Origin of the sequence: Pseudomonas sp. MUP55, assembly GCF_034043515.1 — a bacterium.
GTDB lineage: Bacteria > Pseudomonadota > Gammaproteobacteria > Pseudomonadales > Pseudomonadaceae > Aquipseudomonas.
Genome location: NZ_CP138214.1, coordinates 761,888 through 783,510, shown reverse-complemented (window position 1 = coordinate 783,510; position 21,623 = coordinate 761,888). Strand labels below are relative to the sequence as shown.

20 protein-coding genes are annotated in these 21,623 nt (G+C 63.2%); 13 read left to right on the top strand and 7 right to left on the bottom strand.

The annotated features are described in order from the left end of the window. The first annotated feature begins 2 nt into the window (after window positions 1-2). The 3 genes from SC318_RS03315 (at window position 3) to SC318_RS03305 (ending at window position 4,778) form a co-directional block, all read left to right on the top strand. Window positions 3-851, top strand: coding sequence for a MaoC/PaaZ C-terminal domain-containing protein (locus tag SC318_RS03315; protein WP_320429641.1), 849 nt, complete (start codon window positions 3-5; stop codon window positions 849-851). 300 nt (window positions 852-1,151) lie between these two features. Continuing rightward, window positions 1,152-2,909: a collagen-like triple helix repeat-containing protein gene (locus tag SC318_RS03310; RefSeq protein WP_320429640.1), complete on the top strand. Its 1,758-nt coding sequence runs from the start codon at window positions 1,152-1,154 to the stop codon at window positions 2,907-2,909. 186 nt (window positions 2,910-3,095) lie between these two features. Then, window positions 3,096-4,778 (top strand): ShlB/FhaC/HecB family hemolysin secretion/activation protein, encoded by a 1,683-nt coding sequence (locus tag SC318_RS03305; protein WP_320429639.1) that lies wholly within the window; start codon window positions 3,096-3,098, stop codon window positions 4,776-4,778. 52 nt (window positions 4,779-4,830) lie between these two features. On the opposite strand, the gene SC318_RS03300 is transcribed toward SC318_RS03305, so the two are convergent. Both SC318_RS03300 and SC318_RS03295 read right to left on the bottom strand, forming a co-directional pair. Continuing rightward, window positions 4,831-5,244 (bottom strand): response regulator, encoded by a 414-nt coding sequence (locus SC318_RS03300; protein ID WP_320429638.1) that lies wholly within the window; start codon window positions 5,242-5,244, stop codon window positions 4,831-4,833. 55 nt (window positions 5,245-5,299) lie between these two features. Beyond that, on the bottom strand, window positions 5,300-5,494 hold the full coding sequence (locus SC318_RS03295; protein ID WP_320429637.1) for a Flp family type IVb pilin: 195 nt from the start codon (window positions 5,492-5,494) through the stop codon (window positions 5,300-5,302). A 342-nt stretch (window positions 5,495-5,836) separates the two neighbouring features. On the opposite strand from SC318_RS03295, the gene cpaB reads away from it, so the two are divergent. Genes cpaB through SC318_RS03255 form a run of 8 tightly spaced genes read left to right on the top strand, consistent with a single transcriptional unit; the run spans window position 5,837 to window position 13,255 of the window. Further along, window positions 5,837-6,766 carry a Flp pilus assembly protein CpaB gene (gene cpaB / locus SC318_RS03290; RefSeq protein ID WP_320429636.1) on the top strand — a complete coding sequence of 310 codons (930 nt, stop codon included), beginning with the start codon at window positions 5,837-5,839 and terminating at the stop codon, window positions 6,764-6,766. Window positions 6,767-6,781: 15 nt separating this feature from the next. Continuing rightward, entirely contained in the window at window positions 6,782-8,002 is a 1,221-nt protein-coding gene (locus SC318_RS03285; protein ID WP_320429635.1) for a type II and III secretion system protein family protein, read from the top strand. Then, entirely contained in the window at window positions 7,999-9,195 is a 1,197-nt protein-coding gene (locus tag SC318_RS03280) for a CpaE/TadZ family protein (protein ID WP_320429634.1), read from the top strand. Before SC318_RS03285 ends, SC318_RS03280 begins: the two co-directional genes overlap by 4 nt. After that, on the top strand, window positions 9,192-10,454 hold the full coding sequence (locus SC318_RS03275) for a TadA family conjugal transfer-associated ATPase (protein WP_320429633.1): 1,263 nt from the start codon (window positions 9,192-9,194) through the stop codon (window positions 10,452-10,454). The genes SC318_RS03280 and SC318_RS03275 overlap by 4 nt, the downstream gene beginning before the upstream one ends. 19 nt (window positions 10,455-10,473) lie before the next feature. After that, window positions 10,474-11,355, top strand: coding sequence for a type II secretion system F family protein (locus SC318_RS03270; protein ID WP_320429632.1), 882 nt, complete (start codon window positions 10,474-10,476; stop codon window positions 11,353-11,355). Window position 11,356: 1 nt separating this feature from the next. Next, window positions 11,357-12,250, top strand: a complete 894-nt coding sequence (locus SC318_RS03265; RefSeq protein WP_320429631.1) for a type II secretion system F family protein — start codon at window positions 11,357-11,359, stop codon at window positions 12,248-12,250. Window positions 12,251-12,260: 10 nt separating this feature from the next. Next, entirely contained in the window at window positions 12,261-12,983 is a 723-nt protein-coding gene (locus tag SC318_RS03260; RefSeq protein ID WP_320429630.1) for a tetratricopeptide repeat protein, read from the top strand. Between the two features lie 2 nt (window positions 12,984-12,985). Continuing rightward, window positions 12,986-13,255, top strand: a complete 270-nt coding sequence (locus tag SC318_RS03255) for a DUF3613 domain-containing protein (protein ID WP_320429629.1) — start codon at window positions 12,986-12,988, stop codon at window positions 13,253-13,255. A gap of 451 nt (window positions 13,256-13,706) precedes the next feature. Here SC318_RS03255 and SC318_RS03250 read toward each other — a convergent pair whose 3' ends face one another. Together SC318_RS03250 and SC318_RS03245 are read right to left on the bottom strand one after the other, a co-directional pair. Continuing rightward, entirely contained in the window at window positions 13,707-14,480 is a 774-nt protein-coding gene (locus tag SC318_RS03250; RefSeq protein ID WP_320429628.1) for a response regulator transcription factor, read from the bottom strand. A 126-nt stretch (window positions 14,481-14,606) separates the two neighbouring features. Beyond that, window positions 14,607-15,080, bottom strand: coding sequence for a prepilin peptidase (locus SC318_RS03245; protein ID WP_320429627.1), 474 nt, complete (start codon window positions 15,078-15,080; stop codon window positions 14,607-14,609). A 72-nt stretch (window positions 15,081-15,152) separates the two neighbouring features. Between SC318_RS03245 and SC318_RS03240 the strand changes: the two genes are divergently transcribed. Together SC318_RS03240 and SC318_RS03235 are read left to right on the top strand one after the other, a co-directional pair. Further along, a complete protein-coding gene (locus tag SC318_RS03240) occupies window positions 15,153-15,593 on the top strand; it encodes a TadE/TadG family type IV pilus assembly protein (RefSeq protein ID WP_320429626.1) in 441 nt (146 codons plus the stop codon). Then, the gene (locus SC318_RS03235; RefSeq protein ID WP_320429625.1) at window positions 15,590-18,322 is read left to right on the top strand and encodes a PAS domain-containing sensor histidine kinase; all 2,733 of its coding nucleotides are present in this window, start codon (window positions 15,590-15,592) and stop codon (window positions 18,320-18,322) included. Before SC318_RS03240 ends, SC318_RS03235 begins: the two co-directional genes overlap by 4 nt. On the opposite strand, the gene SC318_RS03230 is transcribed toward SC318_RS03235, so the two are convergent. The 3 genes from SC318_RS03230 to SC318_RS03220 form a co-directional block, all read right to left on the bottom strand. Further along, window positions 18,319-20,301: a pilus assembly protein TadG-related protein gene (locus SC318_RS03230; protein ID WP_320429624.1), complete on the bottom strand. Its 1,983-nt coding sequence runs from the start codon at window positions 20,299-20,301 to the stop codon at window positions 18,319-18,321. The genes SC318_RS03235 and SC318_RS03230 overlap by 4 nt on opposite strands. A gap of 98 nt (window positions 20,302-20,399) precedes the next feature. After that, complete coding sequence (locus tag SC318_RS03225; RefSeq protein WP_320429623.1) at window positions 20,400-20,957, bottom strand: DUF4136 domain-containing protein; 558 nt, start codon at window positions 20,955-20,957, stop codon at window positions 20,400-20,402. 45 nt (window positions 20,958-21,002) lie between these two features. Then, complete coding sequence (locus SC318_RS03220) at window positions 21,003-21,605, bottom strand: DUF4136 domain-containing protein (RefSeq protein WP_320429622.1); 603 nt, start codon at window positions 21,603-21,605, stop codon at window positions 21,003-21,005. Window positions 21,606-21,623 lie beyond the last annotated feature (18 nt).

Below are 21,623 nucleotides of genomic sequence, written 5' to 3'. Positions count from 1 at the left end.
CCATGCAATGGCAGACGTTGGACAGCACTCCATTTCTACCGCCGCTGTACTGGCGTGCGGCGCTCAAGCGCAAGATCACCGGCAGCACGCTGCCCGAGTTCGGCTTGCGCTGCCAGGTCCGCGTCGACCCCAAGGCGGTCGCGGCGTACCGCAAGGTCTGCGGCTTTGCCGACAGCCCGATGCTGCCAGCGACTTATCCCCATGTCCTGGCGTTCGGCCTGCAGATGCAACTGCTCACCGACAAGGCGTTCGCGTTTCCGTTGCTGGGGCTGATCCACCTGAGCAACCGCATTCGCATTCATCGGCCCCTGGGCAATGTGGGTGAGCTGACGGTCGGCGTGTACTCGGACAATCTCAAGCCCCATGCCAAGGGCGCGACCTTCGATGTGGTGACCGTGGTCGAGGACGCCCTTGGTCTGCTCTGGGATGCGCAAAGCACGATGTTATGCCGAGGCGTGAAGCTTGACGGCGAGGCCGAGGAACACGGATTGTCGGTAAACGCGCCCCTCAGCGAACTGACACGCTGGAAAGCACCTGCCGATATCGGTCGCCGCTACGCCCGCGTATCCGGTGACTACAACCCGATTCACCTCAGCACACCGACGGCCAAGTTATTCGGTTTCCCCCAGGCCATCGCCCACGGGCTGTGGAACAAGGCGCGCACGCTCGCGGCGATGGGCGAACTACTGCCAGTCGCCCCCCTTGAAATAGAGGTGCACTTCAAGAAACCCGTGCGCCTGCCCAGTGCAGTAAGCCTGATGACTACCGGCACCGGCTCACGTGGCGAGTTAGTGTTGAGCGGCGCTGGCGACATACAGCATATGCTTGGGAAGTGGCGGCCGATTGTCTGAAAACAGCTGATAATTGTATATATACACCTTTAGTGATAGCGGACCCGGCCGGGTTCGCTATTTTTATTTAACCCCTTGATTTACAAGCCCGCTAAAACTCAATCTTTTAAAAACTATATCCTTTGTACTAATCGTTAAGCCGACTACAACCTTATGTATATAAATCGTTAATACCAAGTTGAGCGTTGCGAGAACATCGGCACCGGTCTGTGATAACCACACGGACAAACGTATCGCTAACCCAATAAATAGCGAGCGTTTGAAACAACCAAGGTTGTATCAGGTGCAGGGAACTCAATCATGAAAACTCAACTCGTGTTTTGGAAAGCAAGTACCGCGCTGGCGTTGATTCTGGCCATGAGCCTCGGCGGCTGCAGCAGCGGTGGTGGCGGGCATAAATCCAACGTAGCGGCGTCCTCGCCGGATGCTGGCGCAGGTGCCGGTGGTGGTGCGGGTGGCGGAACCGGTGGTGGCACTGGTGGCGGCGACGGTACGGGTGGCGGCACTGGTGGTGGTACCGGTGGTACTGGCGGCGGCACTGGCGGAACCGGCGGTGGCACTGGCGGTACCGGCGACGGCACTGGTGGTACCGGCGGCGGCACTGGCGGTACCGGTGGCGGCACTGGTGGTACCGGCGGCGGCACTGGCGGTACCGGTGGCGGCACTGGCGGTACCGGTGGCGGCACTGGCGGTACCGGTGGCAGCACTGGTGGTACCGGCGGCGGCACTGGTGGCGGCACTGGTGGCGGCACAGGTTCCACAACCACCCCCCTCGTCACTGGCCAGATCGCCGGCACCCTCGGCACCACCGTGGGCAATGTTGGCGCAGCGGTGGGTGATCTCGGCTCGACCTTGAACGGGGTCCCGATTGTCGGCACAACGGCAGGCGGCCTGGTCACTTCGGCCGGCACCGCCGTTACCAGCATCGGCACTGGCGTGACCACCGGCCTGGGCTCGCTGGGCACCAACAGCAACTCACTGGGCATCACTGTCGCGGGTGTCGGCACTGGCGTCGCTGACTTGGGCGATGGCCTGTCGGTCACCGGCAGATCGCTGTCGACGACCCTGCGCGGCGTTCCCGTCGTCGGCGGTTTGACCGGCGGCGTAGGCGGCGCAGTCGGTGGCGTGGTGGATAACGTGGGCACCACGGTGACCATGCTCGGCGACACCCTCAGCACTGCCAGCACCACCGGCCCATTGGGTTCCCTGACCGGCACCCTGGGCGGCAGAGTACTGGTGCCCGTGGTTTCACTGGTGGAAAACACCACCGGTAACCTCGGCAAGGCGACCGGCCTGGGCACGCCTGTGAACGGCCTGGTGGATAAACTGGGCGCTACCGTCACCAGCCTCGGCACTCAGGTCGCCAGTACCGGCGGGACCGGCAACCCTGTGACCACTGTCGTCGGCAGCGTGCTGGCGGGCGTAGGCGGCACGCTCGACAAATCCGGCGGCTATGTCGCGCCAACCGGTGGTGCCGCAGCACCTGGTCTACCGGAGCTGGTCGGTGGCCTGGTGAACAACGTCGGGACCGGCCTGAACATCGGCAACACCAACGGCACCGTCAGTGCCGCCGGTGTAACCGGTGGCGCACTGGGCAACACCATTGCCTCAGTAGGTACCGTTCTCGGTGGCACGGGTGTCGCCAACACCGGCGCCACGGCACCGGTCGCCACTGTGGCCACGAGTGTCGGCGCAGCCTTGAACCCCGTGACATCCGGCGTCACCGCACTGACCCAGAACATCGGCACCACCACGGGCGTCGGCGCTCCGGTCAATGGTCTGGTGACTCAAGTCGGCGGTGCCGTCAGCAGTCTGGGCACTAACCTGACCGCTGCCAACGCCAACCCGGTCACCAATACCCTGGGCACCACCGTAACCGCCGTCGGCAACACCGTAGGCTCGGTAGGTGGCCTGGTCACAGGCGGCACCGGTGGTACCAGCGGCGGCCTGCTCGGCGGCCTGAATATCGGCACCACCACAGGCACCACGACCACTACCGGCAGCACGGCCACAACCGGAGGCCTGGGCGGTTTGCTGAACGGCCTGACCGGCAAATAGAAATGCACCTGGCCGATTAGACGGCCTCCCCTACAGCGCCTACGCTTGGTTGAGACGAGAGACCCTGACTAAGTCTCTCGTCTTTTTTATGGGCTGCTGCTGGATGTAGACAGCCAGCGCCCTCCCGAACCGCGCTCAGAACGCGGCGGGCCCGAAACGCTGCTGCAGTTGACCATGGAGTGTCCTATGCGCGTGTTCACGCCGTTGTTCTTGCTTACCCTCAGCGCTTATGCACAGGCCGAGACCCTTCCCAGCTTCCTCAACAGCAACGACACCATCCGCACCTTGCCGGTCCCCAACCTGCCCGCCGACGCCTATCGACCGGCCACACCGCAAACCCAGGTGCCGCAAGCGCCGCCTACTGCGAGCCAGCCATTGTTGATGGACACCAAGGTCACCATTCGCAAGCTGCAGATCGAAGGCGGTACGATCTACCCGCTGACCGAAACGGCCCAGGCCTACGCGCCGTTGATTGGCCATGAGACCAACCTTGCGCAACTGATCGAGGCCACCCGTGGCATCACCCGGCGCTACCAGCAGGACGGCTACCTGTTGTCCTACGCATTTCTGCCGCAACAGAACTTCGAAAACGGCCTGGTTCGCGTGGTGCTGGTGGAGGGCTACATCAAGGATTATCAACAAACCGGCGACATCGGCTCGGTGTCGGCCTACGTCGACAAGCTGGCGCAAAAGCTGCTGGCCGAGCGCCCTCTTACGCGCAAGACCTTCGAACGCTACACCACCCTGATGAGCCGCATTCCCGGCCTCACCGTACAGGCGCAGGTGCCGCCACCGGGCACCACCGATGGCGCCACGCACATGCAGATCCAGGCCAGCCGCAAACCCTTCACCACCAGCATGAGCCTGGTGCAGAAAAGCCGTGGCGGCACCCAGGCCTTGCTCAGCGCAACCAGCAATGCTCAAACATCTCTGGGCGAACAGCTGGCGCTCAGCGGCCTGTTCCCACCCGGCGAAGACAAAGAGCACTACTACCGCGTGGACTACAACCAGTTCGTCAATGCCGAAGGCACCCAACTGGCACTCGCCGCCGAGCGTTATCGCGCCGACCCCAGCAGCAGCGTGCAACTGGACGGCGGCTTCGAGCTCAAACCGCATCAGTCGATCGATCGCTATTCCGTCGGCCTGAGCCACCCCTTCATTGCCTCGCCCACCGAGTCACTCACCCTGGGCACGCGCCTGTACGCGGTGGACCAGACCACCCGCTATAAGCTGGTGGGCTACCCGCTGCGCTTCGATATCGAATCCAACCTGCGCGCCCTGGCCTTTGAAGGCGACTGGCGCAAGGCCGACGCCCGACAGTTGCGCATCCTCAGCGGCGGCCTGTATCAGGGCATCGACGGTTTAGGCGCCAAGGCCCGCAGTGACCTTGACGTGGCAAAACCCGACCTCGACTTCTTCCGCCTGCGCCTGTCCGGCGTGCAGAGCGACAAGTTCTTCGACAACTGGCAAGGCGTGCTTTCAGGCGCACTCTACTGGAGCAACAACACCCTGCCCGACAGCGAACGCGCCACGTTTGGCGGGCAGAACTTCGGCCGTGGCTACCCTGATGACCAGGGCTCGGGTGACAAGGGATGGGGCGTGGCATACGAGGTCAACTACAGCTTCAACCGTGCCGGCGACTGGGTGAAGGTGCTGCAACCTTACGTGGTGCTCGACCGCGCCAAGACCTGGTTCAACGACCTGCCGGTCAAGGCCAGCGATATGTCTTCGGCGGCGGTGGGACTGCGCTTTGGCGACAACAAGTACTACAACATCGCCCTGGAAGCCGCCAAGCCGATGTCGGACATCGCCCTGGACAGCTTCAACCGGCGGCCGCGTTATACCTTGAGTTTCAGTTATCAGCTCTGACGAAGCTGCAAGCTACAAGCTACAAGCGTGGTGAGACGCCCACGCTTGCCGCTTAAGGCTTGAAGCTTGTAGCTGCTGTCAGCGGAAACAAACTGTTGAGCGTATCAAGCAGTCGCGCGAGGTAGATGGGCTTGCGAAACAGGTCCAGCACCTGCAGGCGCAGCATGTCGCTGACGTCATCCATCTCCGCATGCCCCGACATGACGATCACCGGCAGGTGGGAGCGGGAGGTGTGTTCGCGCAGGCGCTTGATCAGCGAGATGCCGCTTTCCTCAGGCATGCGCAGGTCAGTGATGACCAGAGCAATATCGGGGTGCAGGGTGAGCTCTTGCAGCGCGAACGTCACCGAGGTAGCGGTAAAGCAGACAAAACCCTCGTTCTCCAGCGATTCGGCCAGTTCAACGAGGGCATCTTCTTCGTCGTCCACCAGCAGGATCTGCTGACGGGGGGATACGGCAGCGTTCATGAGCATTACCTTGACAACGTCATCGGCCAATAAGGATTGTGCTCAATATAAGCTGTCAAGTGGGCGTAAGGGCAGCCCCGATCCTGTTGAAAAATGCGGTGATCTGCGGCCCGAGTGTCGTCCCGGCTGCCAGAATTACCAGTGCCACAATCGCCACAAGGATCAGGTATTCGATTGCTGTCGCGCCGTCTTTACGATGAAACAATAACTGCAGTTGAACATGAAGTTTCATCAGCAGAGCAAGGATCATGAGGTTTCTCCTTAAGCGACCAAGCGCCCTATCCCGGTACCGCACAGTAATTGCGATGTGCCATCTGAGCATTGACAACAAAGCTCACCCTCACAACTGTAAGAACTGATTAGTCCTAAAGTAGTAGGTGCTTTTCTGACGCCCTAAACGCGTGTTTTCAAAGGACACGCCCTACACCGAGAAGAAATCTTTCTGTCAGTAATGGCATTTCGTCCTAGCTGAACTACCTTCAAATAGCGAAATAGTTAGTCGCATTAGTGAGCCACTGTTCATAGCAGCCGGGTTGCGGAATTAGCCTGTTGGATGGACGGGCAGTGGTGCAACGGGATAAGGAGAGCCGTCATGAACACGCGTCTGAGCATGGTACTGGCCGGTGTGTTACTGATCGGTGCGCTGTTTGCCGGTTATTGGGGGTTGGTCCTCAGCCGTGAGCCTGCTCCGGCGCCGCCACCGCCGCCAGCGGCTGCTCCTGTTGAAAAAGCCGTGGCCGTGGTGCAAGACCAGACCCTTCAGTCGGTCGTCGTGCTGGCCCGCGATGTGCCCCCCTTCGTAGCCCTGAACGCCGCTGACCTGAGCCTGGAAAAATTGCGCACGGCACCCGCTGGCAGCATGAGCCGTATCGACCAGGCCGTTGGCCGTACCCCGTGGCGCGGGCTCAGCGCAGGCACCTGGCTTAATGAGGAAAGCTTCACCCCTGGCGGGCCGCTGGCGCGCATGATCCGTGCCGATGAGCGCGCCCTGGCGGTTGCCGTCGATGAAGTGATCGGCGCGGCTGGCCAGTTGAGTCCTGGCGACTATGTGGACGTGCTGCTGTACCTGCGCCAGGACGCCGCCAACCTGGAACAATCGGCCCAGGTGGTGATCCCCGCCATGCGCCTGCTCAGCGTCGGCGACCAGATGGGCCTGACCAACGATGGCATCCCCGCCTCCCCTCCCGCGCTGACCGCCGAAGAGAAAGCCCAGCGCCATGCGCCCTCGCGCACAGTGGTGCTGGCTGTGCCCGAACAGATGCTGAGCCGGCTGATGCTGGCGACCCAGGCGGGCACCTTGCGCCTGGCTGTGCGCAGCGCCGACGAACGTCTGCTGAGCCATTACTGGGCCGGCGAAGGCGACGCACCGGGCAACCTGCAGAACGCGAACCGCGACCTCTATCAGTTCACCCAACTGGCCTTCGCCCAGGCCCCCAGGAAAGTGGCCCAGAGCAGCACCCCGCGCCGCGCCGGCGTGGAGGTGATACGCGGCAACCAGGCAACCCAACAAACACCCGACTGAACAAGGATGCTGTGCATGAACCGACGTTTCATACCGGTGTTCACGCTGAGAATCACCTGTGCCCTGCTGCTGTCGCACCTGTCGATCGGGCTGGCCATGGCGGCTGCGAGCAATTGTGCCAGCCTGGGGCAATTGCCCGCCGCGTTGTCGGTAGGCGAAGGCCTGCAACAGGAACTGCAATCGCCGGTGGCGATCACGCGGCTGGCCATTGGCGATCCGAAAATCGCCGACGTGCATCTCAATGGCGACCGTGGTTTCCTGCTGACCGGCGTCGGCCCCGGCACCACCAGCCTGATGGTCTGGACCGCCTGTTCGGCCACGCCGCGCCAGAGCATGGTGTTCGTCAAGGGCAAGGCCAATACCGCCTTGACCAGCCTTTCGCTGTCGCCCGCCGATGACCCTTCGTTGCCCAGCCAGGTCCAGACCGATATCCGTTTCGTCGAGGTCAGCCGCACCAAACTCAAGGAAGCCAGCACCAAGATCCTGGGCATCGGCAACAACTTCTTCCTGGGCAGCCCCAACTTGCTGTCCCCTGCACCCAGCACCTTCAAACTGCCGGTGAGCGCGGACAGCTTCAACATCGGCTTTGGCGGTGGCCGCGTCTCGGCCATGATCAACGCCCTGGAAAGCAGCGGCTTTGCCTACACCCTCGCCCGGCCAAGCCTGGTTGCCATGAGCGGGCAAAGCGCAACCTTCCTCGCCGGCGGTGAAATACCGATTCCGGTGCCGAGCAGCGGCAGCGATAACATCTCCATCGAGTACAAGGAATTCGGCATTCGCCTGACCCTCACGCCGACCGTGATCGACCGTAACCGCATTTCCTTGAAGGTGGCACCGGAGGTCAGCGAACTGGATTACACCAACGCCGTGGTCCTCGAAAATATCCGCGTGCCGGCCCTGACCATTCGCCGCACCGATACCAGCGTGTCCCTGGCCGATGGCGAAAGCTTCGTGATCAGCGGCCTGATCAGCAGCAACACCACCACCAACATCAGCAAGTTCCCAGGCCTGGGCGACATCCCGATCCTGGGGGCGTTCTTTCGCGATTCGTCGGTCAGCCGCGAGGACAAGGAGCTGCTGATGATCGTCACGCCGCACCTGGTACAACCGCTGGCGGCCAATGCCCAGCTGCCGTCGTTGCCCGGCGAGAAAATGCGCAACTACGACCCGAACTGGTACCGCCTGTTCTTCCTGGAAAATGGCAATTTCGACCGCCTCAACGGGTTGTCCCGATGAGCGATCATCTGAGCCAGACTTTCCTGGCAATCACCCGTAACACCACCGACCTGGAATGGTTGCAGGGCGCGCTGGCGCCCCTTGGCCAAGTGGTCAGCGCCGGCAGCGGGACCCTGGATGAATTGCTGGCGCTGGTGGACGTGACCTTCGCCAACCTGGTGTTCATCGGCCTCGACCGCGAGCATCTGGTGGCCCAGAGCGCGCTGATCGAAGGCGCGCTGGAAGCCAAGCCGATGCTGGCCATCGTCGCCCTCGGGGACGGCATGGACAACCAGTTGGTGCTCAACGCGATGCGCGCCGGAGCCCGGGACTTCGTCGCCTATGGCTCGCGCTCCAGCGAAGTGGCCGGACTGGTCCGCCGCCTGAGCAAGCGCCTGCCCCCGGTCGCCACCAATACGCAACTGGGCGGGCTGTCGGTGCTGTACGGCACCCAGGGCAACTCCGACGGCGCGCTGGTGGCCAGCCACTTGGCCCTGGTGGTGCAAAAGAGCGGCCAGCAAACACTGCTGCTTGATCTGGGCTTGCCACGCGGCGACAGCCTGGCGCTGCTGGGTCTGGAAAGCTCGTTCAATTTCGGCGATGCCTTGCGCCATATGCGGCGGCTCGACGCTACGTTGATCAACAGCGCGTTCACCGCTGCCGAAGACGGCCTGCGCATGCTCGCCTACGCGCCCAGCGATGAGCCTCTGGAGCGCACCAGCGCCGCCGAGCTGTACATGCTGCTCAGCGCGCTGCGCCAGCACTTTCAGCACATTGTGGTGAACCTGGTCGGCCAGCCGGACAGTGAAGCCCTGCGCACCTTCGTCAGCCATTGCGACAAGCTGCTGTGGTGCACCGACCAGAACGTGCTCGACTGTCGGCGTAACCTGGCGGTACTGACCCAATGGCGGGAAAAGGGCATGAAGCTTGACCACGCCAAGCTGCTGATCGATCGCTACATCAAAAGCTGTGCGCCTGACGCCGACGCGTTGAGCAAAAGCTTCGGACTGGAAGTGATCGCGGTGTTGCCACTGAGCCCGGAGATACGGCTGAACGCCCAAAACCAAGGGCAAACCCTGTTTGCGCTGGCGCCGCGCGAAGCCCTGACGCAAGCGCTGAGAACCCTGGGCGAGCGCTTGGCCAAACGCTCCGAAGACCCCACCAGGAAACCGCACAGCCGTTGGCTGGAGCGACTGCTGGGAGCCGATAAATGAACACTGAAAAACTCTTCGGCGCCCCCGCGCGCGGCCTCGGTGGCAATGCCGACCACGATGGCCTGAAACTGGTGCTGCATCGCTACATCATTGATGCCCTCGAAGAGTCTGGAAAAAATCTGCTGGAAGGCTCGCGCCAGTTGTTGGCGCAATTTGTCATCGACAAAGTGGCCGAGTACATCAACCGCATGCACCTGGCGATCTCGCGCTACGAGATGGAGCGCCTGGCCGAAGAGATCGTCGATGAACTCACCGGCTTCGGCCCGCTGGAAGTGCTGCTGCGCGATCCCTCCGTCACCGAAATCCTGGTCAATGGCCCGCACCGGGTGTTTATCGAACGTGACGGCCTGCTGCACCAGAGTGACCTGCGGTTTATCGACGCCCACCATGTGGAGCGCGTCATGCAACGCATCCTTGCGCCACTGGGGCGGCGCCTGGATGAGTCGTCGCCGATGGTCGATGCGCGCTTGCCCGATGGCAGCCGGGTCAATGCGATCATCCCGCCGATTGCGCTGGACGGGCCGTGCCTGTCGATCCGAAAGTTTCGCAAGGACATGCTCAAAAGCAGCGACCTGGTGGCCATGCAGACCATCGATCAGAACATCTTCGACTTTTTCCAGGAGGCGGTGGGCAAGCGTTGCAACATCCTCATCAGCGGCGGCACCGGCACCGGTAAAACCACACTGCTGAATATTCTCAGCCAGTTGATCAACCCCCATGAACGCCTCGTCACCATCGAAGACGTGGCCGAACTGCAACTGGGCCATCCTCACGTGGTGCGCCTGGAAACCCGCCCGCCCAATGCCGAGGGGCATGGCGAGGTCAAGGCCAGCGACCTGATTCGCAACGCCCTGCGGATGCGCCCCGACCGGATCATCCTCGGCGAAATTCGCGGCGTGGAAGTGCTCGACGTACTCACCGCCATGAACACCGGCCACGACGGTTCCATGAGCACCGTGCACGCCAACAATGCCGCCGATGCCCTGCTGCGCCTGGAAACCCTGGTGGGCCTGACCGGTCGCGCCATCGCGGAAAAAACCTTGCGGCAAATGATCTGCGCGGCGCTGGACGTGGTGGTCCAGCTGACCCGCCTGCCGGACGGCCGCCGCTGTGTCAGCGAAGTGGTCGAGGTGGTAGGCATCCGCGAGGACGTGTACGTGACCAACACCCTGTTTCGCCTTGATCGGCGCACTGGCTTCGGCTTCGTGCGCGAGGCGGTCAACCCCGCCGGCGACAAACTGCGCCGCGAACCGGCCTAGCCGTGAAGGGGAATCGAGCATGACCGGGGCCATCCTGCTACTGATCTGCGTGATCCTGATCGGCTTGTCGATTCGCTCATTCCAGAATGGCTTGCGCCGTGCCCAGACCGAACGCGTGCTGGGCCGCCTCGCCGAAGGGCAGCCACAGCTCGCCCAGCAAACCGCTTCGTGGAATGGCGTGGAGCGCATGTTCCTGCGCGCGGGCCTGGGCAAACCCAGCGACAGCCTCGGGCTGTGGCTGGCGGTGTGGGGCCTGGGCGTGGCACTGGGGTTGATGCTCGCCAGCTGGCCCGGCCTGCTGGTGATGCTGGTGTTGCCGCCCGTGCTGCTGCGCCTGTACCTGGCCTGGCGTTACCAACGCCGTATCAGGCGCATGATCGAACAAATGCCGCAACTGCTCGACCACACCGTGCGCAGCCTCAAGGCCGGGCGCACCCTGGCCGACGCGGTACTGGGCGGCATCGAGGTGGCCGAGGACCCGCTTAAAACCGCCATGGGCCGCATACAGCGCAACGTTCAACTGGGCGTCAGCCTGCCGGAGTCGGCCCATGATTTCGCCGAATTCTATGAGCGCGACGAATTTCGTCTGTTCGCCCTGGGTTTGAAGGTCAACCACCGCTATGGCGGCAACGCCAGCGAACTGCTGGAAAACCTGATCAAGATGATCCGCGAGCGCGAGCAGGCCGCACGCCAGCTGCGCGCCCTGACCGGCGAGACCCGGGTGACGGCCTACGTGCTCACCGCGCTGCCGATTTCAATGGTGGGCTATTTCCTGGCGGTCAACCCGGCCTACCTGATGACCATGTGGAACGACGGCACTGGCCGCATGCTGTTATTCGTCGCACTGGGTATGCAGGTGCTCGGCTGCTTCGCCTTGTGGCGCATGTTGCGGAGCGTTTGAGATGGCTATTTCGCTGCTGATCAGCGCCGTGTTGTTCCTGGCCGCCCTGGCGCTGGTACTGGCCAACCTGCTCAAGCAGCGCCGTGGTCAACGTCTGGTTGCTCAACGCCTGCAAGGCCGGATGGGCCGCGAACACCGCCTGGGGGCGATGATGCGGCAACTGGGCAACAGCCCGCTTGCGCAACGGTCGATCAGCCTGGACAACGAAACCCAGACGCTGCTCAACCGCGTCGGTTGGCGCAAGGCCAGCCAGCGCTCGATGTTCGCCGCGTTCCAGATCGGTACGCCGGTGCTGCTGTTGGTCGTTGCAGTAATCGCCCAGCAGGTGCTGTTTCCCAAGAGCGATTCGCCGTGGTTGGTCCCGCTGATCGCACTGGGGGTCGGCTATCTGTTGCCCAAGCGCATCCTGGCCAGCGTGGCCAAGGCGCGTCAGCAGCGTATCGCCCAAGAGGTCTCGACCTTCATTCCGCTGCTGCGGATCCTGTTCGAATCGGGCATGGCGGTGGAACAGGCGTTACGCGTGCTGAGCATCGAAGCGCAACGCCTGCTGCCGGCACTCACCCATGAACTGCAGCTGATTCTGCACCGGGTCGATTCCGGGTTGGAGCTCAGCGAGGAACTGGGCGCCACCGCCAGGCTGCTGGCGGTGGATGAGTTCACCGACACCTGCGTCATTCTCCAGCAACTGGTTCATCAGGGCGGCGGCGCGATGAAGTCGCTGCTGGCGCTCAAGCAGTTGCTCGACGACCGACGCCTCACGCGCATCCAGGAATTCGTGTCGAAAATGTCGGCAAAGATGTCGGTGGTGATGATGGTGTTTTTGTTTCCCGCCCTGCTGATCGTGCTCGGGGGGCCGGCCTTCATCGGTATCACCCGGGCCTTGAGTAACTTATGAGGAGCGCCCGATGAAAGCCTTGATCGCCGGTTTGAGCCTGTTGCTGCTGGGAGGTTGCGCCACCAATGGCCAAACCCCATGGAGCGCCCTGACAGCCCCCGGCAGCTGCCCCAAGCCCAGTTCCGATCAGGAGCTGTCGTTGAACCTGGCTGACGAGATGGCCAACGATGGCAAACTGCACGCCAGCCTGGCCAACCTCCAGAGCTTGCCGGCCGGCTTGCCTCAGGTCCGACTGCGCCAGGCCAAGGCTTACCGCGTGCTCGGGCGCAGCGAGGCAGAGCCGCTGTTCCGCAGCCTGCTCGGCACCTGCATGGCGGCCGAGGGCGAACACGGCCTGGGGCAACTGGCTTCGGCCAAAGGCGACAACGGCCAGGCCATGGCCCACTTGCAGCGCGCGGCGCGGCTGGCGCCCACCGACGAGAAAATCCGCAACGATTTGGGCGTGGTGTACCTCAACCAATTGCGCCTGGAAGACGCGCGGTTTGAATTCATGACCGCCATGGAACTCAAGCAGAGCGACCCACTGGCCGCGATCAACCTGGTGACACTGCTGATCTATCAAGACAACTGGCAACAAGCCGCGCGCGTGGTCAACCAGATGGGTTTGGGCCCTGAACAAGTCACCGAAGCCCAGACCCGCGCCGAAAAACTCAAGGCTTCAAGCGTGTCCGCCGCCAAGGCCAGGGACCAGATCGCCACGGTCGGTGACGCCAACAGCAACCCGAGGAATTGATGATGAAACTGCCCTATCTCGCAAGCGTGGCCGTGCTGGCCTTGCCCTTGTGCGCCATGGCCATCGAGCCAGGCCCCTCCTCCCCGCAGCAGGCTGTCACGGAGAACTGGCTGACCTTGCAGGTCAGCGGCACAGCGGCGTCGACCACGCCACAGACAGCCTCCGCCACCGAACGCGACGTCGCCGCCCAGCGCTGGGTGGACAGCTTCAAGCATGAGATTCCGGCGTTCTTCGAGCAGAAGATCGGCGGGAAAACGGAAGGCAGCCACTGAGATCGTCCCCACGCTCCCGCGTGGGGATGCAGCCCGTGACGCTCTGCGTCACCAGTACGCGGTAGCCGAGACTGGCAGCGCCTGGCGCGACGCAGAGCGTCGCAGGAGGCGTTACCACGCAGAGCGTGGGAACGATCAGCGGTGCGGTCAGGATCGTCCCCACGCTCCCGCGTGGGGATGCGGCCCGTGACGCTCTGCGTCACCAGTACGCGGTAGCCGAGACTGGCAGCGCCTGGCGCGACGCAGAGCGTCGCAGGAGGCGTTACAACGCAGAGCGTGGGAACGATCAATCAGTGGGCCGTCACCCGCTGAGATCGTCCCCACGCTCCCGCGTGGGGATGCAGCCCGTGACGCTCTGCGTCACCTGTACGCGGTAGCCGAAACTGGCAGCGGCTGGCGCGACGCAGAGCGTCCCAGGAGGCGTTACCACGCAGAGCGTGGGAACGATCAATCAGTGGGCCGTCACCCGCTGGCGCAGCGCCGAGTTGTTCGGCGATAACGCCAAGGCCAACTGCGTACGGTTATGCATATGCGTCAGCCGCAACACTTGCGACACATACAGTTTGACGGTGTTCTCGGTAATGCCCAGCTCACAGGCAATCTGGTAGTTGGTCTGCCCCTTCCCCACGAGCCTGGCCACATCCAGCTGACGCGGCGACAGCTGGTTGAAAATCGGTGGGATCTCCACTACCGCGGCTTCTTGCGTCAAGGCCTCCTCACTCGCCGGGCTGCGGCGCACTTTATCGAGGTCCTGGTACAGGTCGTTGATCGATTCGGTGAGAAATTGCAGCTTCTGGTTCAGGTTACCCAGTTGCAGCTCATTCTTGCGTTCTTGCAACGCGGCTTCCTGACGCTGCAAACCTTCAAGCAATTCCGCCAGGTTAATCGGCTTCTGATAATAGTCCGCGATCCCGGCGCGCAGGGCCTTGATCACGTCCTGTTTGTCGGCACGCCCGGTCAGCATGATCGCCTCGAACACCCGCTGCCGGCCGGCCATTTTTTGCAGCGTCTGGACCAACTCGATGCCGTCCATGCCTGGCATATGCAAATCGCACAGCACCAGGCCGATCTCGGTATCTTCACTGAAGCGCTTCAAGGCCTGCTGACTGGACTCGCACGGGACACACCGGAACCCGCTGCTCTCGAGAAACTCACAAAGCTCTTCCACAATCAGCGGCTGATCGTCGACCACGAGCACTTTTACTGCAGAGGTAAGCTTGTTCACGCGCGACTCCATGCCTGGCAAGCCAAAAATTTGAACGTCCCTAAACTACGAATATTCCTACACGACGCTTCATTAAACGTAGACGTACTTTCCGACTATGTACATAGCGTTAATCCCTTCCGACGTTTAACGGATCCAAAACCAGAAAAACGCGAATCCCACCAGCAGAAACGGGGCAAACGGCAGTTTCTCTGACGGTTCAGGCGCCAGGTGGCCCAGGCAATCCCTAAGCCCTTGACCCATAAGCGGCCAAAGCTTTGGTGCCAGCAAAAGCCAGAGCACAGTCGCCACCGCAGCGCCGATAAACGCACCCAACAGAAACTCGGCATCCGACACCAAGGCCAGCGCCGCGAGCAGCTTCACATCTCCTGCGCCGAGTCGACCCAAGGCATAACCCGGCAAGGTCAGCAGCAGCGCCAGAACGAACGCCCACAGGCCCTGGCCGATGGAGGCGCCTAGCCATGTGTTGCCGGTGCAGAACAGGTAGACCGCCGCCAACAGTGCAACGCCCAGGGTCAGGCGATTGGCGAGCAACCGCTGCCGCGTGTCCTGCACCGCACATAGGCCCAGCCACAACAGCACCACCGCACCCTGGATCACGTAAAAAACATCCCTTTTCGCCGATTGATTCTATGCTGATATCAAGTAGTAGCCGTCAGGGTAGACGCGGTGATGAAAACTAGCCTCCCCAAGCAGCAGAAAGGCACGGCCGCGATTGAATTCGTCGCCGTGTTCGTGATGTTCTTCGCCGTGTTCTACGGCCTGGTCAGCTATAGCCTGCCGCTGCTGTTGATGCAGTCGTTCACCCAGGCCACCGCCGAAGCCGTGCGCCTGAGCGTGGGGCTTGACCCGTCCATGCCGGGCTACAGCACTGCGGTGCAAACCACCGCCAAGAGCGCGATTTCCAACCGCCTGCGCTGGATCCCCAACGCCTACAACTTCAATGCGGCGACCCAGGTCAGCACCAGCTTCGTGGATGGCTTGCTGTCGGTGCAGATCAACTACCCCTCCGCCAATCTGCACGCCGTGATGCCGTTTATCGTGCTGCCCGGCATTGGCAGCGTGCCGCAGTTGCCGACGACGCTGCAGGCCCAATCGAGCTTGCAGTTTTGACCTCGGGCGACAAACTGTTCGGGCGCTTGCTCGGCCGTGGCAGCGCGTTGGTCATCGCGCCCGCTGCGCCGCCTTCGGCCGGGTTGCAGGTACAGTTGGATGCGCAAGGTCAGGTGCTGGAAATCAGCGGCACATTGCGCTCACACTTGGCGTCCCCTGCCGAGGCGTCGCCGCTGCGAGCCTTGTTGTCGGCCCACAGCGCGGTGGCCGTGGAGGGCGTGCCCGCCGACTGGCAGCGCCACAGCCTGGACCTGGATTTCCAGGGCATCGGCGGGCAAGTCCTGCATACCCGCGGCACCCTCGAACCTTACGAGCAGGGCTGGCGCCTGCTGGCAGTGGACATCGGCGACTTGCTTCAGGGCCGGCGACTGGCCGAACAGCGCGAACAGAATCAGCAATTGGCCAGCCAGGTCAGCGAACAACTGCGCGTGTGCAGCCTCAACCGCCTGCCCGATGTGTTCAACGAACAGTTGTGCAGCGTGGCGCAGCGCTGGCGAATCCCCTGTGTCGCCCTGGCGCTGCTCGATCAGGAGGACCAGGGCTGGGTGGTCTACAGCCAATATGCCCAGCATGACGCGCCTTTGTTCTGGCACCCCGGCCAGCGCCTCGGCACCTGCCTGGACAGCCTCAACGGCACCACCCCATTGAAGCTGCAGGCGCCTTACGGTCGCGGTGAACACCCGCGCCTGCACAGTGTGTTCGGCAATGCCGAGGGTTTCCTGGTGCCATACCGCGATGGCCAGGGCGTCGCCGCGTGGCTGCTGTGCGGGGCCTACAGCGGCGACCTCGACACCCGCGAACGTGACTGGCTGAACCTCGCCGCCGCCCTCGCCGCCCCGCTGCTCGGCCGCCTGCGCGAACACCGCCATCACTTGCAGCTGGAGCGCCAGGAAGCCCTGCAGGGGTTGCTCGGCACCGGCTGGTGGGAGTTGCTGCCCGCCAGCGGCGAGATCCAGCTCGCGCCGCAATTGATGCGCAACCTGGACCCCGAAGAAGGTCCGACCCGGCAAGCCCTGGACGCCTGGCTGAACCTCATCCACCCCGCTGACCGCCAGGAATTGCATAGCCGCTTGCGCGACCTGCAAGCCCTCGGCAAACCCTTGCTGGCCAGCGTGCGCCTGAACCGTGGCGACAGCGACCAGCCGCCCACCTGGTACCGCGTGCAGGGCCAGGTGCTGGGCGTGGGTGAGCAGCGCCGCTGGATCGGTTTCATGCTCGATATCAGCGACATCAAGAACCAGCAACTGCAAGCCGACGCGGCCCATGCCCGGCTGGACAACCTGATCGCCAGCTCGCCGGCGGTGATCTATGTGCAGCGCTATGAGAACGGCGCCCTGCAACCGGTGTTTTTCAGCGACAGCCTGCTGCCGCTGCTGGGCCGCACCCTTGCCGAATGCAACCACGACAGCCTGGTGCAATGGGTCCACCCGCACGACCGTGACCTGTACTTCCAGCGCACGCGCCAACTCTTGCGTGAAGGCAGCGTGCGCAGCCGTTATCGGGTGCAGGATAAACAGGGCGATTACCACTGGCTCCTCGACGAGGCCAAGCTGCTGCGCGACGACCTCGGCCTGCCGGTGGAAGCGGTGGGGCTGTGGCTGGACGTCACCGACGCCACCCTGGCCGCGCAGCAGGTCAAGGAAAGCGAAGAGCGCTACCGCATCCTCGTGGAAGACTCGCCGGCAATGATCTGCCGCTACCGTCCGGACCTGACCCTGACTTTTGGCAACACGCCCCTGGCCAATTACCTGGAATGCCTGCCCGACCAATTGCCCGGGGTTAACCTGGGCCACTGGCTGTCGCCCGAGCAACGCGCAGCCTTTGTGCTGCGCATCGAGCAACTGACCCCGGAGTTTCCCGTGAGCACGGCGGAAATCAGCCTGCAACTGCCCGGGCGCGAGCATGCCTGGTGGGTGTGGTCGGACCGTGGCGTGTTCGATGAACAGGGCAACTTGCTCGAAGTGCAGGCGGTGGGCCGCGACAACACCGAAGTGCGGCGCTCCCAGCAACAGCTGACCCAAAGCGCGAAAATGGCCACCCTCGGCGAAATGGCCACCGGCCTGGCCCATGAGATCAACCAGCCGCTGAACGTGATGCGCATGGCCATCGTCAACGTACTCAAGCGCCTGGGCAATGGCGACGCGCAGATCGACTACCTGACCGAGAAACTTCAGCGCATCGACGCCCAGGTACAACGGGCGGCGCGGGTGGTGGACCACATGCGCGTGTTCGGCCGCCGTTCGGAAGTCGAGCAGCAGCCCTTCGACCCGGCGCAGGCGGTGGAAGGCACCCTGTCACTGCTCAGCGAAGGCCTGCGCGGCAAGGGCGTGGAAATAAAACTGACCCAGGCGGATATCTCGGTGCGGGTCACCGGCTACGCCGACCAGTTGGAGCAAGTGCTGATCAACCTGATGGTCAACGCCCGCGATGCGCTGTTGAACCTTAAGGAAAAGTACCCGGAATTGCGCCCGTGGATTGCCGTGCATACCGAACACGACAGCCGTCACGTACGCATCTGGGTCGAAGACAACGGCGGCGGGATTGACCCGCGTCTGCTGGAGCGCATCTTCGAACCGTTCTTCACCACCAAGCCGATTGGCGTGGGCACCGGGCTGGGCCTGTCGGTGAGCTACGGCATCGTCGAAAACATGGGCGGACGCCTCAGCGTCAGCAACGGTGAGCACGGAGCGCGGTTTTGCGTGGAACTGCCCAGGGCCACCGACGTTTAAATCACCAGGTAGGCCTCGCCGGTCTGGCCGCAGCTCAGGTTGGCGCCCACGGTCACGTTTGCCAGGCTGACGCCCAGGCTGTTCAACAGGTTGTTGAGGATGGGGTTGAGCAATGGGCTCAGGGCATTATTCAACACGGGCGTTACCAAGGCGTTGACGCCGCTGAGCAACGCCACCGTGTTTGCGATCAGGCTGCCCACTGGGTTGTTGCCCACCGGTTGATAGGCGGTAATGCTCACACCCGTGAGCGCGGTGGAGAGACCACTCACCAGATTACTGGCCGGCACCGCCGCCTGATAAGCGGGCGCCAGCCCCACATTGGGCGGCGTGGCGAAGGGCGTGGTGCTGGAAAACACCAGGTTCTGCTCACTGTTGCTTCCCACAACCGGGCTTTGCACGTTGATCGCTATGCCGCCACCGGCAAACGCTACGCGAGGGTCACAACTGCCGATACCGAGGATCTTGTGGCAGGTCTTGACGCCGATATCGACCAGCGGCAACGGCGCCACGCTCATTGGCAGAGTGGAGGAAAACGCGTTGCTGATATTGCCGACATTCAGCGACGCGATTGAGTTGACGGTATGGGCGGTCAGGCTCTTGGTGCCCGCGCTGCCCGTCGGGCAGGTGTAGCCGGTGACATACGTGCTGGCGCCGCCGGCATCCAGCACGATCTTGAGCGGCACGTTACCCGGCACCGGAATAATGTCCAGCTGTTGGCAACCGGCCCCCAGCAGGCAAAGCGCGGAGTTGAGTGTGGTGACCAGGTTCAAGCTCAGCAGGCCGTTGAGCACCGGTGTCAACGGGCCCACCAGGTCATTCACCGCCGTGGTCAAGCCGGACACACTGCTGAGCAGCGGCAAGCTCAGCGTTATCTGGGTGCGCAATTGCGCGGTACGCACATAGATTTTATTCGGGCCCAACGGATTGGCTGCCGCGAGCAGCGGATTGCCGACGGCAGACAACTGCGGCGGCTCGATCACCTTGATCTGCGTGCTGATATTGGCCAACCCCAACAGATTGACGGGCAGTGTCACCGCCGCCGCGCTCTGATTACCGGAGAGCTGCACCACGCCTTGAATCAATTGGAAGACTTGCAGGTTGGCATTCAGCGCAGCGGCGCTGGTGCCGGTTTGCACTTGCAGGATTTTGCCGAGGGTCAGCGGCACCGGGTTGGTCACCCCTGCTTTGATAGTGCCCAGCGCAGTCACGGCATCCACCGTCAGCGGGTTGCTGCCCAGCACGGTAATCGCCGCCTGCAGCAGTTGCGAAGCGGTCGCCGTGGTGTTGAGCAACTGGGTGTAGTCACCGGCGGTTACGTGCAGGTCCAGGGCCAACTGGTCGAGGTAGCTGAGCATGTTGATGTTGCTGTTGAGCAAGCCATTCCAGCCGAGCACCGACACGTTGACCGCCCCGCCGAGCAGCCCGCTGAATATCGCGTTGAGCATGCCGGCACGGGCAGTATCGACGTTGGCCAGGGTGCTTTTGATGCTCAGCTGGGCCATCGGTGGCGTGGGTTTGGCTGCCACGGCCATGGCGGTCAATGGGGTGTTGAGACTGACCGGGTTCCCGGAAAACAGCGACCAGACGCCACCGGCCACGCTGGTGGTGACGGTTTTGCCGACCACCACCTCGATCGCTGACGACACGGCGGGGTTGGCTGTGAACAGGCGCTGGCCCGACGCACCGGTGGTGACGGCACCGCAGCGGATAGCCAGGGTATTGCCGCCGCTCAGGACGAATTGATTACGCGCCACGCTTTGCGCCGCAAACGCCGCCGCGCTCAAGCCGGCCGCGCAGGTGCCGCCGCGGCTGACCGCTTCCAGCGCGGCCGTGTCCGCCACCCCCTGCAGCCTGCGCTTTTCCAGGTAAAGCCGGCCGCTGTCGACCGCCAGCAATGTGAATGCCAGCACCAGCGCCAACACACCGGCCGCCATCAAGCCGACAGCGCCGCGTTGCTTGCCATGAAGGTGGGGAGACATCGAGCACTCCTGTGCCGGCGACTCGCCGAGCGCTTACTCTCCTGAGGGTACCGATGAGTGTAGACGCGCTGCAGGCGCAGCGCTTCCAGAGGGTTGCATCAGCGCGGCGGGTAGTTCGCGAGGATTTTGCCCACCGTGCTGCGAATGGCGTTGCTGCGATCCTGAGGGTTGGGCGAGCTGGCCATGATCTGCTCGTCACTGCCGCGCCACACCAGCTTGCCGTCCTTGCCGTCGAGCAGGTCGATCTGGAGGGTCGCCACCTTGTAGGTGATGTTGCGCGTTTCGTTGTACATCGGCGCGCCCCAGTAGCCATTCCACGGCCCGCCCCAAGCGCCGCCGTAGTTGGTGGAGACTTGCTGCTGGCGGTCTTCGACGATCAGGTAGGCCTGCACCGTCAGGTCTGCCCGGGTGCCGGGCGCGGCGGGACGCAGGCCGCGCTGGTCAAGCTGCTCGCCCACGGCCTGGCGAATGCGCTGCTCGGTGAGGTCGCTCTTGATGCGCGGGTCATCCGGGCGGTATTGCAGCGCCGGGTCTTTCCAGGCCCAGTGACGGTAGGCGCCAAAGTCGCGGCTGGCGTCAAAATCGTGGTTGACCTGGTTGCTCTGGCAACCGCCCAGCAGCAGCACAAACGCAAGCGTAGCGATACGACGAAACATGGTGGCTCTCCAACGATCGGTCCGGGCTTTAGATGAGAATAGCGGTTAACTCGGCGGGTAGGCCGTCATTGCCTTCTGTACAGCCTGGCGCAACGCATCCGCGCGTTCACTGAGGCTGCCCTGGCTGCCCGTTTCCGCGCTGGCGCTCCACACCGGCTGGCCGCTGCGGGCGTCGAACAGATTGACCCGCACCACCACGACCTGCACTTCATAGGTACGCACCACCGGCACCGAGTTGTACATGCCGTAGCCATTGCCATAGCGGTTGTAGCCGCCATAACCGTAGCCATAGTCATCCCGGACCTGTCGCAGACGCTTTTCCAGACGCACATCGGCGCTGACCAGCAGGTCGGGTGCACGATTGTCATGCAGGGGCCGCAGGCCGCGCTGGTCCAGCGCGCCACTGACCGCTTCGGCCACCTGGGCCGAGTCCGCCCAGGCGGTGCCGGCCGGCAACTGGCCGTTGCGCCAGGCCCAAGTGCGGTAAGCGCCGTAGTCGCGCACCGGTGCCGGGTACGCACTGGCATCAAAGGTACTGGCCGCCTGGGCCGGGGCCGGCGGCATCGGCGCCGAAGCGGCGACATAAGGGTTGGGGCTGGAGCAAGCCCCCAGCCCGAGGGACAACAGGATCAAACAGAGACGACGCATTTCGACCTCCGCAGACTG